The 17,324-nt window shown below is 23.6% G+C and carries 22 protein-coding genes; all 22 read right to left on the reverse strand.

Going from position 1 to position 17,324, the window contains the following annotated elements; all coding sequences use genetic code 11:
• The coding region (locus tag R5Z65_RS07570) for a hypothetical protein (RefSeq protein ID WP_317368275.1) at positions 1-348 on the reverse strand (348 nt) is incomplete at its 3' end.
• Between the two features lie 12 nt (positions 349-360).
• The gene (locus R5Z65_RS07575; protein WP_317368276.1) at positions 361-1,548 is read right to left on the reverse strand and encodes an alpha/beta hydrolase; all 1,188 of its coding nucleotides are present in this window, start codon (positions 1,546-1,548) and stop codon (positions 361-363) included.
• 29 nt (positions 1,549-1,577) lie between these two features.
• Positions 1,578-2,987, reverse strand: a complete 1,410-nt coding sequence (locus R5Z65_RS07580) for a hypothetical protein (protein ID WP_317368278.1) — start codon at positions 2,985-2,987, stop codon at positions 1,578-1,580.
• A gap of 10 nt (positions 2,988-2,997) precedes the next feature.
• The gene (locus R5Z65_RS07585) at positions 2,998-3,486 is read right to left on the reverse strand and encodes a hypothetical protein (RefSeq protein WP_317368279.1); all 489 of its coding nucleotides are present in this window, start codon (positions 3,484-3,486) and stop codon (positions 2,998-3,000) included.
• 79 nt (positions 3,487-3,565) lie between these two features.
• The gene (locus tag R5Z65_RS07590; protein ID WP_317368280.1) at positions 3,566-3,811 is read right to left on the reverse strand and encodes a helix-turn-helix domain-containing protein; all 246 of its coding nucleotides are present in this window, start codon (positions 3,809-3,811) and stop codon (positions 3,566-3,568) included.
• Between the two features lie 13 nt (positions 3,812-3,824).
• Positions 3,825-5,594, reverse strand: coding sequence for a VirD4-like conjugal transfer protein, CD1115 family (locus R5Z65_RS07595; RefSeq protein ID WP_317368282.1), 1,770 nt, complete (start codon positions 5,592-5,594; stop codon positions 3,825-3,827).
• A gap of 37 nt (positions 5,595-5,631) precedes the next feature.
• On the reverse strand, positions 5,632-5,832 hold the full coding sequence (locus tag R5Z65_RS07600; protein WP_317368283.1) for a hypothetical protein: 201 nt from the start codon (positions 5,830-5,832) through the stop codon (positions 5,632-5,634).
• Entirely contained in the window at positions 5,801-6,439 is a 639-nt protein-coding gene (locus R5Z65_RS07605) for a hypothetical protein (RefSeq protein ID WP_317368284.1), read from the reverse strand. Before R5Z65_RS07605 ends, R5Z65_RS07600 begins: the two co-directional genes overlap by 32 nt.
• The gene (locus tag R5Z65_RS07610; protein WP_317368285.1) at positions 6,436-6,828 is read right to left on the reverse strand and encodes a DUF4320 family protein; all 393 of its coding nucleotides are present in this window, start codon (positions 6,826-6,828) and stop codon (positions 6,436-6,438) included. Before R5Z65_RS07610 ends, R5Z65_RS07605 begins: the two co-directional genes overlap by 4 nt.
• Before the next feature lie 13 nt (positions 6,829-6,841).
• Positions 6,842-7,705, reverse strand: coding sequence for a secretion protein F (locus tag R5Z65_RS07615; protein ID WP_317368287.1), 864 nt, complete (start codon positions 7,703-7,705; stop codon positions 6,842-6,844).
• 11 nt (positions 7,706-7,716) lie between these two features.
• Positions 7,717-8,544, reverse strand: coding sequence for a hypothetical protein (locus R5Z65_RS07620; RefSeq protein WP_317368289.1), 828 nt, complete (start codon positions 8,542-8,544; stop codon positions 7,717-7,719).
• Positions 8,545-8,644: 100 nt separating this feature from the next.
• A complete protein-coding gene (locus R5Z65_RS07625; protein WP_317368306.1) occupies positions 8,645-10,003 on the reverse strand; it encodes an ATPase, T2SS/T4P/T4SS family in 1,359 nt (452 codons plus the stop codon).
• A gap of 479 nt (positions 10,004-10,482) precedes the next feature.
• Positions 10,483-11,286: an AAA family ATPase gene (locus tag R5Z65_RS07630; RefSeq protein WP_317368291.1), complete on the reverse strand. Its 804-nt coding sequence runs from the start codon at positions 11,284-11,286 to the stop codon at positions 10,483-10,485.
• A 22-nt stretch (positions 11,287-11,308) separates the two neighbouring features.
• Entirely contained in the window at positions 11,309-12,196 is an 888-nt protein-coding gene (locus R5Z65_RS07635; protein ID WP_317368292.1) for an RcpC/CpaB family pilus assembly protein, read from the reverse strand.
• Positions 12,197-12,213: 17 nt separating this feature from the next.
• Positions 12,214-12,612, reverse strand: coding sequence for a prepilin peptidase (locus R5Z65_RS07640; protein ID WP_317368295.1), 399 nt, complete (start codon positions 12,610-12,612; stop codon positions 12,214-12,216).
• Positions 12,613-12,614: 2 nt separating this feature from the next.
• A complete protein-coding gene (locus R5Z65_RS07645) occupies positions 12,615-12,845 on the reverse strand; it encodes a DUF6133 family protein (protein WP_317368296.1) in 231 nt (76 codons plus the stop codon).
• A gap of 17 nt (positions 12,846-12,862) precedes the next feature.
• Positions 12,863-13,348: a YodL domain-containing protein gene (locus tag R5Z65_RS07650; protein WP_317368297.1), complete on the reverse strand. Its 486-nt coding sequence runs from the start codon at positions 13,346-13,348 to the stop codon at positions 12,863-12,865.
• Between the two features lie 91 nt (positions 13,349-13,439).
• Entirely contained in the window at positions 13,440-13,622 is a 183-nt protein-coding gene (locus R5Z65_RS07655; protein ID WP_317368298.1) for an AbrB/MazE/SpoVT family DNA-binding domain-containing protein, read from the reverse strand.
• A complete protein-coding gene (locus tag R5Z65_RS07660) occupies positions 13,609-14,040 on the reverse strand; it encodes a hypothetical protein (RefSeq protein WP_317368299.1) in 432 nt (143 codons plus the stop codon). The genes R5Z65_RS07655 and R5Z65_RS07660 overlap by 14 nt, the downstream gene beginning before the upstream one ends.
• Before the next feature lie 11 nt (positions 14,041-14,051).
• Positions 14,052-14,954 carry a DNA adenine methylase gene (locus R5Z65_RS07665; RefSeq protein ID WP_317368301.1) on the reverse strand — a complete coding sequence of 301 codons (903 nt, stop codon included), beginning with the start codon at positions 14,952-14,954 and terminating at the stop codon, positions 14,052-14,054.
• A gap of 11 nt (positions 14,955-14,965) precedes the next feature.
• Entirely contained in the window at positions 14,966-16,528 is a 1,563-nt protein-coding gene (locus tag R5Z65_RS07670; protein WP_317368302.1) for a hypothetical protein, read from the reverse strand.
• A 263-nt stretch (positions 16,529-16,791) separates the two neighbouring features.
• Positions 16,792-17,163, reverse strand: coding sequence for a hypothetical protein (locus tag R5Z65_RS07675; RefSeq protein ID WP_317368304.1), 372 nt, complete (start codon positions 17,161-17,163; stop codon positions 16,792-16,794).
• Between the last annotated feature and the right edge of the window lie 161 nt (positions 17,164-17,324).

Genomic DNA, 17,324 nt, shown 5'->3' on the forward strand with positions numbered 1-17,324 from the left:
AATCCCTAAAATATGATGAATATTAAAAAAAATTAAAGAAAATGGCATATTATAGCTACCTAAAGTCGCAAAATCTATATTTATATTATAAAATAATATTATATAAAAAATTATATTTTTTTTTAATATTAAACTTTTAATGATATTTATTAAAAGTTTAATATTAAAAATAATTGTAAAGCATATGAGTATTAACCATATCATAGTTACAAATAATGATAATGATTTGTCTGCTACCGCATACATAAACATTCCTGTTGAAAAAAATAATCCACTTAAACTAAAAAATATTCCTAATAAAAAATATATTATCAAAGTTACTTTTAAAAGTATATAACCTATTTTCATATGCCTCTCCTTTTATTTTATTATCATCTTATTTGTTACTTCTATTACATCTTTTAAGTCAGGAGTATTTAAATGATTTTCTATTATTGTAGTATCTTCTAATAATTCAAATTCTTTAGTTTTTTTATTTTCTTTTAATTTATATATAGTTTGAGTACCAAAAGCCTCTATTAAAATTTTAATTGAATTTTTATAAATCTCTTTTTCATCTCTTAAGTTTAATTGTGATTTTAAACTTACAATATTATCACTATTATTAATATATTTATTAACATCTACTCCTATTGATATTAAATCAATATTACCATCATATTCATTCCATTTACTTTCCAAATTTTCTCTAGCTTCACCTTTAAACATTTTATCAAATCCTGCAAGTTCTCTATGTGCTGGTGAAATACTAATCATTGCCAAAGTATTATTATCATAAGGGGTACTTATAGTAATTACATCTACATTTTTTTTAGTATTGTTATGATAATCTACTGAATAATTTATGCTAGCAAGACCTCCCATACTATGCCCTATAAATGTTACATCTGCTTCAAAGTTACCAAATAATTCAACTATTTCTGTATATTGTTGTAATTGCTCTGAAAAACTTAAAATCCCACTTGAAAATTCATTTCTAATTAAAACATTATTTGATAAAGTTAGTTCATTTATAAATTGTTGTAACCCATATGTAGTTTTACTTCCATCAGAATTAGTATGTATATTATCATAATAGCTTTTACCATCATATTTATTATTATTTAAAAATAAAACCGTTTCTCCTTTTTTTATTTTAGGTATATTTTTTCCTTCTAAATCTTTTATAGTTTGCTTTCTTTTAGTAACTATTCCTAAACTAACATATCCATAACCATTGCTTCCTGTTAATCCTTTTCTAGTCAAATATGCTACCATTACTTGAAATTCTATATGTTGTTCCCCACCAAGCCTTAAACCATCTAAACCATGTTGCATAAATATAACTCGTCCTCTTTTTGGTTTCGACAATTTTTTATTTTCTTCTAATTTTTTTAATTTACTGTGTTCTATCCAAATATTATCTTTTTGAAATTGAACAAAATTAATTTCATTATATGTTTTTATTTTTTCTTTAATATTACTTTCTTTTTTAGACTTTGTTTCTTCATTATTTGATTTTATATCATTCAAAATTGGTTCATCAACTGGACCCCAAAAATTAACCATAATTATTTTATCTCTCCTATTATATTATTTTAATCATCATATAGATGTATTACATTGTCTATAACTATATTTGCATCATTTGTTGTTATTGCTATTTTATCATTTGATTTTATTGTAAGTTTTTCACTTTCTATTTTTATATTTTTTTCAGAGTATATATTTATCTTTTCATTTGATACTATTGATACACCACCATCATTTTCCATATTTAAATATAAACTTTCTCTATTTGTTGTAAATTTTAATTCTTTTGGTGCTATTTTTAATTCTTTTCCATCTATTGTTCCTAAATATTTTATAGCTGTATCTTGTGTTTTTTCATTTTCTTTTCCATCTTCTCTTAATATTTTTCTTAAATATGCACTCCCTTCGCTTTTGGTTGGTATATATAATTCTACTTTATTTTCTATTTCTGGCATTATATACCACCCTGTACTACCTTCTGTTGTATGATTAATTCCAAAACTATATAAATAGGCTTTACTTTCTTCCTGATTTTCATCTATTTCTAAATGTACTTTCATTTTATCTTTATCAACTTTTATTACTTTTCCATTTATTACTTGTCCTATTATTTGTTCATTATATAGTTTTTCTTGTTTTATATTTCTTTCTAATTTTAATTCATATTTATTTATTAATTCACTTCCTTTTAATTCTAGATATTTCTCTATAACTACTAATTTCAAATCTTTATATAATATTTTATCTCCTATTTCATAGTTTTCTCTTACTTCTATTTCATAGCTCATAAAATCTTCTTCTGTTACTTTCATATGATTTTCTTTCATCTTTAAATAACTTTTCATATCTTTTTTTAGTTTATATTCATATGCATTACATATATATTCATTTCCCTTTTTTATTCCTATAAATATATTTGGTTTTTCTGTTTTTATATCTGGACTAAGTTTTAAACCTAAATAAGAACTTAATCTCTTTATAAATTCCCAATCCGTTTCATTATATTGAATAAATGGTATATCTAATGTTTTTGAAAAATCTCCCATAAATATGGTATTCCCTTTATTTTCATTTACTATGTTACCTATTAAATTTCTATATGTTAAATTTTTATCTTGAAAACTTCTTTTCTTTTTCTTAAAATCTAACATTAATGAATAACTATTCCCTTCTAATTCAAATTTATATAAATTTCCATCTTGTTCTAATTTTATTCTTGTTATTATCCCATAAAATATATCTATTTCTTCTTCTATTTCAATTTTATTTTCTATTAATATTCTTTTACCCTTTATCCTTAAATTATCTGTTATTCCTAACCTTCTAAATATATCTATATTTTCTTCATCGTTATCTAATATTCCAGTTATTATTATTTCTGAATGCTCATTTAATTTTTCTTTTATATTTAATTTTTTTATTATTCTATATTTAAAAGGTAATTCAATTTTTAACTCTTCTGTTACAACTCCCATAATTAACACCTCACTTTAACTTTACAGGGATTAATTTTATTCCATATGGTAATACCTTTAATATATTTTCTGCTAAATGTATTGATATAATTATTCTTTCTATTGTTTTACATTTTACTTTAAAAATATATTTATCTTTAATTTTATTCTTATAAATTTCTATGTCTTCTATTTTATTTATATCTTCATTTACTATACACTTTAATTCATCTATTTCTATTTTAAAATATGGTATTTGTAATTTCTTTTCAACATCTGTTATAAAAAATGGTACTATTTTAAAGTCATCATACATACAAAAAATTTCATATAATTTATCAGATATACAAAAATAATGGGTAAATATATTTTTACCTAATATATAATCTTGAAATTGTGTATACTTCTCTATTTTTAAATTTAATATAAATGGATTTTCTTCTCCAAATTTATTATCAAAAAAATTAATTTTTAATTTATTTTCTAATTTATTATCTTCTTCCAACATAAAATACTCCACTATTACATCCTCCTTTTATTTAATAACATTATCTTATATTTTATATTATTTTGGCAATACATTTTAAAACATTTTTTATTTATTTTAATATATATAAATTAGAACTTTTTCCACCATTAGCTCTTGTTCTATTTACCTTTTCTATTACTTCTTCTTTTTCTAATATTTTTATTGACTTTTTTACTGTTGTTTCTGACAAGCTTATATCTTTTGCTATTGTTTTTATTGATGGAAAACATTTATTTTTCTTATTTGCTCTATATTTTAAATACATATATACCATTTTTTCATTGCTCGATAAATCTTTATAAAATATTTTGTCCATATAAATTTCTCCTTTAGTCTACTTTTGGCTTTTTAATGTTACTATTTGTATTGCTTTCCATTAATTTTTGTAACTTTTTTATTGTTTCTAAATTTTTACTTTTATTATATTTTTCTTCTACTAACTTTACTAACTTTTCTTTGCTTGCATATTTTATTTCTATATTTTTATTTTCTTCCATATAAAATTCTTCTTCAAATTTTATCCCCCATTCAAAAAATAATTTTAACTTGCTTTTCATTGGATTTGCTCCTGTTTTTGTTACTATAAAATTTCCTTTCTTTAAACTTTTTAATTCATCTGGTGTCATTAATGCTCTGTTCATCATTTGTAATGTTTTACTACCTTCATTTTTACCTCTGCTTACACTTCCACTTAATACTGTTTGTTCTCCTAAACTTTTTGATAATACTTCTGCTGATTCTGAATTAGGAGCAAACCCTCCAAATATTGTTACTTGACTATTATCTATTATTATTTCTGCACCTTCTTTTCCATAGTTTTTATTTAGTTGGGCAAAAGATTGTATTATTCCTACTATACTTACTTTTCTTGAACGTATTGCCGAATACATCATTTCAAGGCTATCTATTTTTGGTATTGTTCCTATTTCATCTAAATAAAACATTACCCTTTTATTTAACTTACCACCCATTTCATCTGCTACCGTTAATATTTCTCTATACATTTGTTGTATTATTAATGATGCCATAAAATATTTTGTATTATCTTCTTCTGGTAAAACTACAAATACCCCTGTTTTTTCCTTACAAAACTTTTCTGTGTCTATACTACTTTTTTCAACACATAACATACTTTCCATTTCACTATCTAAAAATGTATTTAGCTTTGATAATGCTGTTGATATTACTGCCATCATCGTTTCTCCTGACGTATTTAATGACGAACCTGCAAACCATCTTGCCTTATGTGTTTCTGGTAATTTTTGTATTAACAATTGAAATTGATTTTTCCCTTTATCTTTTTTATCTTCAGACTGTTCTAATAATTCTTGTATTAATTTATATACACTAACTATATGCCTTTCTTCCTTTTCACAAAATTCTGCTAGTAATAATATTGTTGCTGTTATTAAACCCTCTGCAGAATCATAGAAAAAAGCATTTTGTCCCCTGTCTTTTTCTTCACTCCCTGAATTTACTATTGTTTTAGCTACTATCTTTGCATATTTTTCTGCCTTTGCCTTATATGATATATTTTCAACATCTTCTTTCCATAAATCCATATATTTATTTACTAAGTGGAGCAAGTTATAACTATCACTTTTTGTTGGATTTCTTAAATCTATTATTAATAAGTTATAATTATAATACTTTTTAGCAATATTTCCATAGTTTCTCATTATATCCCCTTTTGTATCTGTTGTCATAAAACTCATTCCACAAGCTAAACAATACTCTATATTTGGATATAAAAAATAAGCAGTCTTTCCTACTCCTGCTGCTCCTATCATTAATGCGTGTATATCTCCACTATCTACTATTGCTTTTGTTTTATTTTTAATAGTTTTGCTCCCTACTATTAAACCTTCTACTGTTGGTAAATTTTTACCTTCTCTCCATAAGTCTGGTGTATAATCTATTATTTTATATACTTCTTTTATTTCCTTTTCATTTGCAAATTTAGCTGTTCCGTGTTGTCCATCTCCTACTACTTTATTTTTTATTCCATTTAATGATTGGTTGTTTGATAAAAATGTTATTAATCCTATAACTGTAAATCCTACTATTGAAAATATTATTATTGGTGTTAGCTGTTCCATTATTCAATTTTCCTTTCTTTGTAATATTTTTTAAATTTTATATATAAAAATATATATACTCACATAATATTTCTACTGCTTCTACATAATCTTCACTTTCTAATACTTTTATAAGTATATTTCTATACATATAACTTAAGCCATTTTGTTTTAAAATTTGTCTTGTTAAATTTAATAAATTGTTTATACTTATATCTTTTTCTAATTTACATTTTAATGGAAAGTTTTGTTTGTTCATTTTCTTTCTCCTTATTTTTAAAACTTAATTCAAACTCATCTATAAAAAAACCTAAAAACTGTATTAAGTTTTTTATTAACTCTATTTGCTTTTCTTCTAAAATTTTTATATCTACTTGTTGTTCTTTAAATCCTTTTCCTATTTCAACTATTTGATTTTCTATAAGTTTAATTCTTTCTTTACTATTTCCTACATCTTTTGCTGGATTACATTTGTTATATACACTTAAAAATATTTCTTCTGTTTTTAAACTACTGTTTTGTTTTATTATTTCATATATATTTTCAATACTTTCTTCTACTGTTCCTAAAAGTTCATCTATATACCCTCCTACATTACTAAAATCTATACTCTCGGCAAATTCTTCTCCACTTGGCATATATCCTCCTGTATAACCTTCTCTTGCCGAATGATATACATCATCATAGTTATCATTTATTGTTGTTATTACTGCATTTTGTATTGCATCTCTTACTCCTTGACTTATTATAAATAGCCTTATAAATTCACTTATTAAGCAAAATATCATTATAAATATTAATATAAATATTACTGTATATACTAAACCTTCTCCTTTCTTTTCTTTTATCTTCTTTACTATTTTCATTTATGGTACACCTCGCTTTTTCCACTTGCCTTTGCTCTTATTGGTACTTTAAATGAATTTAGCCCTCCAAAGTTTCCTAACTCCTTTTCTATTGTTGCTACTACTTCTATTTCTTCGTTTAATTGTATTTTTCCTGTTTTGCTCCATTCTACTTGTGGCTCTATATTTAGTTGATTTTTTAATTGTTCTTCCTTTGCACTTGTTTCACTTCCTACTTCCCCTACTATTTCGGCTTCTCTACATAATTCAGTTACAAATATATCTAATTGGTGTTTTGCTATAAATACTGGTAATACACTAAATATAAATGCTACTATTAACAACATACATAGTATAAATACACATACATCTATATAGCCTTCTCCTTTTTTATCTTTTAATTTCTTCAATCTAACACCACCTTTAAAACATTGTTCCAAATGATTTTGCTATTTCAACCACTATTATTACTCCAAACATTGATATAAAGCATACTAACATTAAAAATGAAAACATTCTTATTTTTGGTGGTATTTTTTGTGCTTCCTTTTTTAACCTTTGTAACTCCATTTGTTTAAAATCGTGTGCTAATAACTGAAAATATCCACTATTATCATCTCCTCTTAATACTCCTATTAACCCTCTTACTACATCTGATAGCTTTGGTGAATTTATTTTACTTTCAAATCTTGTTAATGCTGTTTCATATGATGATGAACGCATATCTGCTATTAAAATTTCTAATTCTTCTTTAAAATTTTCTGTTGTATTTATTTTAAAATTTTCTAATATTGATAATACATCTCTACTATTTTTTAACTCTTGCTCTATTGTACATACAAATCTATATAATTCACTTTCTATTTTTTCTCTTTTATCTGCTAATTTTTCATCTACTTTTTTTATTTCTTTAAAATATACTGTTATTGTCATTAATATAAATATAGGAAATATTATTGGCATTATTTTTAGACTTATTAACCCTAATAAAAGTATACTTCCTGACTTTATATATGCTTTACATATATATGTTTCTGCACTAATATTCATTTTACTAGCTTTCAAATTTTTCTCTAATCTTGATTTTTTATAACTATCTATTTTTATAAATTTACTTAACTTTGTAGCTAATTGTAAAATATATATTTCTAATATTTTTGTTGTACTTTTTTCTGTTTTATAACTATTTAACATTGCTTTTGTTACATTTACAGATGATAGTTTTAATGCTCCTGCAAATATTAAATATAATCCTATACTTAAAAATATTCCTACTACTATTATCACTTTAACACCTTCTATCTTTTATATTCTATTGGTTTAGTGAGTTTTATTACTATTCCTGTTGATATAAATATAATTGTGCATATTACTGCTAATGTTATTTGTCCTATTGGATTATGCATTAATGTTCCATACCAACTTTTATTTAACATTCTACAAAGTGGTATATTAAATAATACTAAACTTACCATTGTTAAAAACTCTTTTCTTGGCTCAAACACTAGTGATTCTAACTCTAAATTTACTATTCTCATATCACTTAACTTTCTTACTATTGGTACTAATACTGTTTTTAAATTTCTATCATTTTGGCATAATATCATTGCATCTATCCACTCTTTAAATACTACATTATCTACTTTTTCTTTTAAATTTCTTAATCCTACTATTATATCTGGATTTACTACTTTTACTTGTGTTAAAAATTCTTTAAATACTGTATATACTGGCTCATTTAAGTTTTCTATTGTTTCTTCTACACTTGTTACTATATCTTCATTTCTTAAATATGCTGTTGTTATTACTGATAATGCTGTTTCTAACTCACTATTTATTTCCTTTTTATAGTTATTTGATGATAATTTTACCCACCAAAAAGGCACAAACAAAAAGCCAGTTGATAATACTGGCACTAAAAACATATTTGAAAACATTGTTGCTATACATAGTCCTATTGTAAACATTAATATACTTATTCCAAATATTAAAGGCATTTTATTTTCTCTATTTGTTATTTCAAGTATTTTTTCTATTTCAATTATTTCTTTTTTTATAAAATTTGGTTTTACTTGATTTTTTAACTCTTTTACTTCTGCCTTTATTCCTTTTTTCTTGTTATTCATTATAAGTTTATATATTTCATTTGAAAACTCAAAGGGCTTTAATTGAAATATTGTAAATATTCCTATTATTATACATATAAATGACAATAAATTTAACACTTTAACACCTCAATTCTTCTAATATTTCTGCTGGCATTCCATTTTCTATTAATCTTTTTTCTAAACTTTTAGATATATTACTTATTTTTTTATGACTTCCATTTATTATAAATTTCTCTCCATCAAATTTATTTTCTGTTATATCATATTTAAATAAAGTTTTAAAATTTTTACTTCCATTTTCTAATATTTCACACTCCATTATTTCCATTATTTTTCGTTTTTTATTTTCTAATTGTTTAGCAAATATTACTATTGGAAATGCTTCTGTTACTAAACTCATTAATGTTTCATCATCTATATCATATTTTCTTTTACAAAGTGTTACCATTCTTCTATATGTGGCTTCACAACTGTTTGAGTGGATTGATGTTAAAACGGTATGCCCTGTTCTTGCTGCTTCTTGTGCAGAATAGGCTTCACTACTTCTCATTTCTCCTACTACTATTATGTTAGGGTGTAGCCTTAATGCCATATCTAGTAAATCTTCTTGGTCTATACTTTGTTTTTCATTATCACTTTCTCTAGTTAAAAGATGTATTACAGAACAATTTTCATCATTTTTTATATCAAACTCCCTTGAACCATTTTCTATTGTTACTATCCTTTTGCCTTTTTTTATTTCTTCTATTAACCAATCTAAAACTGTTGTTTTTCCACTTGATGTTGCTCCTGCTACACATATACTTATTCCATATTTAGCCATACAATATAAAAAGTATAGCATTTCTTCTGTTGCAGTTTCTCCCTCAACAAAATTTTCTTTCTTTAATTTATTACTATTTACTATTCTTATTGATGCACATATTCCTACATCACTATCTACTATTGGCGATTTTAAAACTGCTATTCTTATATTTTTTGATAAATGCCCAAGCACTATTGGACTTGCATTGTCTAGTATCATTCCTGATGTATGCAACATTCTTCTTATTACATTTACTGCGTGTTCTGGATTTTCAAACTTTTCATCTATTTTTTTGTTTTCTCCATTTGAATATTGTATTTCTATATCTTCCCAAGAATTTATATTTATTTCTTCTATTCCTTTTGCAAATATATATTTTGTTAAAAATGAATATTCTGCCATTTCAGTATATAACTTATTTAATAATTCATCACTTGACATATTTTCACAACTTACTTGATTATCAAGTAAATATTTATTTATATACTTTTTAACTTGTGCTTTAGTTTCTTCATTTTTACTGTCTAATATAAGAGTTGAATATTTACTTGAAATATACTCTTGTACATCTTTTAATATTTGCCCAAACTCTTTTTTATCTTTATTTTCAAAAAATAAATGATGATTTTTTATACTATTATTTTCATTTTTTAATATATCAACTTCTGCCATTTTATTATTTTCTTGTAAATCTTCATTAGTAAATGGTATAGTTAATTCATCTTCTACTACAACCTTAACTTCATTATTTTTTTCTATTTTATTTGAACTTTCTTGTATTTCAGATAAATCATTTTTATTATTATTTTCATCATAAAACTCATCTAAAGCTAATTTTATTTCTTCCTTTCTTTTTTGTTTTAACATTTCTTTTGTTAATTTTTGGTTATTATTTTCATTATTTTCTTTTTCTTCTAATTTTAGTTTAACTTTTGATTTAGTATCAAATTCATTAACATCATTTTCTTTAGATTTTATATTAAATAAATTTTCTACTTGGGTATTTTCTTCAGAAGAATTAGATATAATCATATTTTTTATTACATTTTCTATTATTGTTTGTAATTCTTTTTCTGATAAGTTTTTATTTTCTTCAGGCTTTTGTTCTTTAATATCTTCTCTTTTAAAAACTCCATCATTTCTTTTTTCTCCTAACAATAAAATACCTCCTTACATATTTTTTCTATTTCTTTTTTAAACACCCTACTATCTTTTAAACATAAATCTTTTAATATATTACCTTCTAGCCATAAATTTTCTATTTCTTGTGAATATGGTAATTTAAAAGCTACATTTCCCATTACTTCTTCTATCATTTCACTTGCTTGATTAGTTTTTATATTATTAGCTATTTTATATTGTTTTTCACTATCCCATTTATTATCTTTTAATAATGGTAACTGACTTGATAAATAACTTATTGATTTTAAATCACAATTTACAAGTCTTAATACATCATCACTTTCCATTAATGATACTGCTGACAATATATCATTTACTATATAACTTGAGCAATCTATTATTACACAATCAAACATTTCTCTTAAAATATTTATTAATTCTTTTGCTTGTTTATCATTGTATGATGGGTAAAAGTATTCATTTTCGCCTTTTAATAACCCTAATATCCCTAAATAGTTATTATTTTTTAGTAAATTTAAGTTTTGTTTTACTAAATTTTCTGTTATTTTTATTCCTGCTATTATACTTCCTAATGAATGATTACTTTCATACATATTTTTAGGACAAATACAAGGTAGCATTGGTGCTGTCATATCACATAGTAATAACAATACATTTTTCTTTTTATTTGAAAGATATTTTGCTATTTGACAAGCTACTGTTGTTTTCCCTGAATTTGGACTTCCCCATACTGCTAACACTTTATTTGAAAAATAACTTTCTTCTTCTACTAGATTTTTATTAAAAATAGTTTTCTTTTTAAAATTTAGCAATTTTTATTCCTCCTTTCATTTTTTAATTTTCTTGTTCTCCTTTCCTTGTAGTTTCTGTTAATTTAGTACTTTCTAAATTATCTTTATTTAATTTATTTTGGCTTGTACTTTCGATAATTGTTTCAGTATTTATATTTTCTTGATTTTTATTTTCATCTAATTTAAAATCTTTAAATTCTACAACATTACCATCTTTTATACCTTTTAAATATTCATCTTGTACTGCTAAAAATTTATCTTTTTCTTCTCCACGATATACTAATGATATGTGGATATTACCTTCTTCTTCTAACTCGCCTAATATTTTACTTTGTTCTTCATTTACTAACAATGTCATTGTTGATGCTAACTCTTTGTCTTCTTTTTTATTTTTATCTTCTATATTTGCATCATATCCACTACTTGCTGTTACTGCTATTACTTCTACATATTTTAACTCATTTGGTATTACAGTTTCTCCACTTTCTTTATAATCTGCACTTATAACTGATACTATATCTCCACTTTTTATTTTTCCACTTAATCCATTTGCAAATGATTTTATTGTTACTGATATTGCTCTTTTTTCTCCATTTAACTTATATAAATAGTCATTTTCAAGTATTGGCTCATTTCTTATTTTATTTGTAAGTAGCATATCATCTACATTTATATCTACTGTTGCAAATTTTCCTATTACTTGCTCTTTACTATATATTGTACTTGTTGGCAAATTTAACTTTGAAACTTCTACTTCTTTTATATCTTCTTTTTTTATTTCATCTCCTGCTTTAATATTTTTTATTGCTCTTACTGTTATTACGCTTTCTATTGATTTTTTATTTAAAAATGGTGCTATTATAAAACATATAATAAATGCTATACTTATACATATAATTCCTAATACTGTTCTGTTTTTTAATATTTTCATTGTATTCCTCCTAATTTTTAAGCTACAAAAATTTGTATTATTATACCTAGCGTAAAAAATGGAATAAGGGGAAATGCATTATCACATTTCCCTTTTACCATTTTTATTACAAAATATACTGTTATCATTGTTGTTAACCCTAATACTAGTACAAATATAGTTTTATAAATTCCTAAAACTATACTTATACTTAATATAAATTTTATATCGCCTCCTCCTATTCCATCATATTTTATAGTTAGTAATAATAACATTATTGGTATTATTATTCCTATAATATTTGTTGCCTTAAAATTTATTAAACACAACATACTTATTAATAAATTTATTGTATCTGGCATTATTCTCTTTCTTAAATCAAATATACTTCCTACTACACACAATGTTAGTAATAAAATATTTTGTAATATTTCCATAGTTACCCTTTGTAATTAAACAATTCTTTTACTTTATTTACTAATGTTGGCATTATTGTATCATTAAAAAGTGCATATAACCCTGCTAATAATAATGCTCCTATTACTACTGCTATTAATATTTTTAGTCCTGTATCTACATAGCCTTCGCCTTTTTTATCTAATATTAAACCTTTTACTTTTTCAACCATTAATAGACTTTTTTCATTTACCTTTTTTACTAATTTCATCATAATATCAATTCTCCTTTTTATATATTAAAAAAGTGAAATTTATCTATATAATAAACTTCACTTTCATTGTTATTGTATAATTCTATTAAATCTGAAATATACAAATATTTTTCTTCATTATTAAATTTTTCAAATATTTCTTGTAAATCATTTGTTTCTACTTCCTCATCATACACTATTTCATAATTTTCTATCACAACCTTTCTATACTTTTCAATTACTTCTTTATAAGGTATAAATTTTAAAAATTCATCTACTTCATTTTTTAATCTCCACACCCTACATTTTTTTAATTGTTTTGGTATCACTCCTTTCAAAAAATCTCCTTTACTTATTTTATCAAATATTTCTTTTTCAAAAATATAATTAAAATCTACATTTTTAATATATTCTTCTAATAAATCAGTTTTAAAATTTTCATCTATATATAAAGTTTCTTCATATAAATACCCTATTTTGTTTCCATAATAGTATAATATATCCTTTTCTATATATATTTTCATTTTAATCTTCCTTTAACTGTACTATTATTTCATCTAATATTTCAATACATTTTTTCTTGTCCATATTTTTTATAGTTGCCTTTATATAATCCTATATTGCTTCTGGTGTTTTATCATCTATTTCAATTAATTCTACCTTTTTTATATTTATATTATTTTTGTTAAACTCAACTTTTACTATATCTCCTATATCTACATTTAGCTTATCTCTTAATTCTTTTGTTAAATATACTCTTCCTTTGCTATCTATTACTTTATAACTATTTTTCTTCATAGTTTTTTTCCTCCTTTAATATTTCTTCTTCAATAAAACTTAAGATTAATCCTACTTTTTCTTTACTTATTCCTATATCTTCACACAACTTGACTATATCTTCAGGTATACTTTCTACATAGTTACTTGGCACTATTAATATTTTTTTATCTTTACATAATACTTCTAAATCACTATTTAAATCTATATTAGCATCTGTCAATATCTCTTTTGGTATTTTAAAATTTATATTTTCATTTTTTAAACTTCCTTTTGTTATCATAAAATCTACCACTTTAAAGTTTTCTATTTCTTCTTCTGTTGCATAAGATATATATACTTTATCATCTACTTTTAGATTTATTTTTTCGGTTATCTCTTTACCTATAACTATTTCTCCTTGCTTGTTTACTTTAATTTCTAATTCATTAAAACTCATTTATTTTCCTCCTAAAATAATTTTATTTGTTCTGGTTTATATATTTCTTTTTCACTTGTATCGTAGTTTGATATTAAAACTTCCTTATATATTCCATTATCATATCTTAATCCCATTGAATTTACCCTTGATATTTCTTCTATATAAAAATCTTTATATAAGTTTTTTATATATTCACAATCATTATACGATAATAAAAACTTACCTTTTATTTCAGCAAGGGTTTCTTTTAATCTTATATGGTCTGCTTCCTTAAACTCTATATTTTGATAATAATTTTCTGTTTCATAATATGGTGGGTCGCAATAAAAAAAGGCACTTTCATTATCATAATGTTTTATTAGTGCCTCAAAATCTTTATTTTCTATTATTGTATTTTTTAATCTTCGATTTGCTTCCCATATTGTTCCAAAGGTTTTTCTTATATCTACTACATTGCTACCATATGATTTTACACTACTTCCATAGCTATATCTTATTAATTTATAAAATCCTACTGCTTTTTTTACATCATCTAATAATATTTCTTCATTAAATAATTGTAATATTTCTTCAAAGTCTTCTTCATTTAAACTTTCCTTTGCTATTTTTAGTTGTTCTTCTATATATTCATATTTTGTTTCCTCCTTTTTTAAAAATTTCTTTATTTCATTAAATTCTTCTCTACTATTTAATGGTAAAAAATTTAATTCTTTTATAAACTCTATTGGTCTATTTTTTACACATCTAAATAAGTTTACTAAATATGAGTTCATATCATTGTATACTTCAAATTTATCTTCTTTTTTACCAAATAGTACCCAACCACCCCCTCCAAATACTTCTATATACCTTTCATATTTTATTGGCATTCTTTTATAAATTTCTTCTCTTAATGCCTTTTTACCACCTACCCACGATATAAAACTATTCAACTTATCATCTCCTATCTTATACTATATCTTTTCTCGCCAAATATAAACTCTTCTTCTGTTTTGGCTACCCAATAGTTTTCATTCCATAATCTAACATAAAATTTATTTCCATCATCTGTTTTTAGCTCTCTTTGTTCAAACATTTCTCCAAAACCATCTGACATTTCTCCTTCTATTTCATCTTTTAATTTTTCAACTTCTTTTTCTGTTAATTCTTCATTTAGTTTAACATTTGCACCCCCCATTACTTCTCCATTAATTACTTCTAAATTTATGCTATATCCTAATACTTTTGCATTTATTGTATCATAATAACAGTATCCTTTCATTAACCCTCTTTTTTCGTCCAAGTTTAGTTTACTTATATTATTTTCTAAATGTTCTAATATTTCATCAAAATATTCTTCTATTTCATAATTAGCTAAATCATAGTTTTCACTATCTACTACTTCTATTGGAAAATAAATCTTTGTTTCTTTTAATTCCTTGTTTTCTATATTAATTCCTACCCTATTTAATATATCTTCCAACTCTTTATTACAACCATAATATTTTAAATATCCTTTTTCTGTAATAATACTATAGTTATCCTTTTTCATTTTTCCATAGCCTTCTATATTTATAAACTGTTCTAAATCTTCTGTTAATTTTATATTTTCTTCTTTTTTTAACATATAAATACCATAATCTCTTATACTTGATATATTTTCTATATATTCAAACTCATTTAAGTTATTTTTTACTATTTCAATTTCATCTAAATTTCTTATTTTTAAACAGTTAATAACATTTCCTAAATGATTAGTTGTTTCTGAACTTAAAGGTATTACCGTTTTTGTAGTTTCATTTATATCATTTATAGAAAATACATTTGCATAGTTATTTAAAAATTTATATATTTTTTCATTTAAATTTCTATTTTCAAGATTAACAGTATACATTTCATTATAGTCATTTTTTAATTCTCTATTTAGACACTCAACTTCTAACTGACTACAAGGTAAATATAAATTTGGTATATCTTTATTTTCTATGCTTAAAATAACTTTACATTGTTTTTCGTTAAACATTTTGTTTTTATCTTTTTTATAAAAGCTTTTTAGCTCTATATCATTTCTTGTTAAAACTCCTCTAGATGTCATTAAATATTTATCTTTTAAAATTTTAAACTCTTCATCTGAAATTTTTTCTTCCTTATTATATAATATTTTTTCTCCCATCTTTTGTATTTCTTTAAAATCAGTTATTAAATCGAACCCATCTAAATTTAAAGATATATTTATAGCCTTTCCAACAGATTCAAAAGTAACAGAAGAAATATATGCATCAAACTTTTCCTTTTCTACTATAGTAAAATTTTCAATTAAACTTGATAAAATATTTAGTTCATATAAGTTGCAATTTTTATTAGCAATAACTTTATTTAATTCTTTATTTTCAACTTCTAATACTTTACAATTTTCTTCATTTAAAAATGAAGGTTTAAACTCTCCACATAAATTTAATAATTCACTATCACTTATAGGAAGATTGACTTTATGTTCCACATCATTAAATATAAACTTAGTTTTCATAATTTTATTCTCCTTTATATTAAAATTTATAGCTTATAACTTTTACTTATAGGTAATAAAAATCACCCCTTTCTATATTAAATATGATATAGAAAAAAAGCTACTATTATAATTTAATTAGTAGCTTTTTTTAACTAATTTTTAACCCTTTTTTTAACACTTTGGCATCTACAGACCTATTTTTTTTGCTAAAATTTTTTAAACTTAAAAAACGCCTGTAACCCTTGAATTTACTGGCTTACAGCATTTTTTATTTTTGGCAGCTAAATGGTTGCGTCAACATCTGTTATTTCATAAGTACCAACTTCTAAATCCCTTATTTCTATTATACCATCTCTTCTTGTTACAGTTGCTCCATTTTGAAGTGGTATTTCTGCTCCATTGCTTGCTTGTATTTGCACATTAAAGTCATATACACCGTCTGATATACCCCTTATTTTAAATATAGCTCCAGCTACAAGCTCATTTGTTTTTGCATTGTATTTAAGTATTTTAAGACCACCTTTACCAACTGGTACACCAATTCCTGCTTTTTCCCAATTTATACCACTTCTAGCTGTTGCATTACCTGTTGTAATAATTGCATAGTCTTGTAAATTGTTGTTAGTATTTTTTGTTTTAAAGCCAACTTGCATATTTCCACCAAAAAATCTAGCATCATAATCTACGTTGTATGAACCAGTATCTCCAGCAATAACATTTTCTGCTGTTTATTTATCAAGAACAATAGTTATTTTATCACTTTTTCTACTTGCTTTTGATATTCTTATACCTTCAATATTTTCTCCAGCAATAT

The sequence above is a fragment of the uncultured Tyzzerella sp. genome (genome assembly GCF_963558545.1).
Taxonomy (GTDB): Bacteria; Bacillota; Clostridia; order Lachnospirales; family CAG-274; genus Tyzzerella.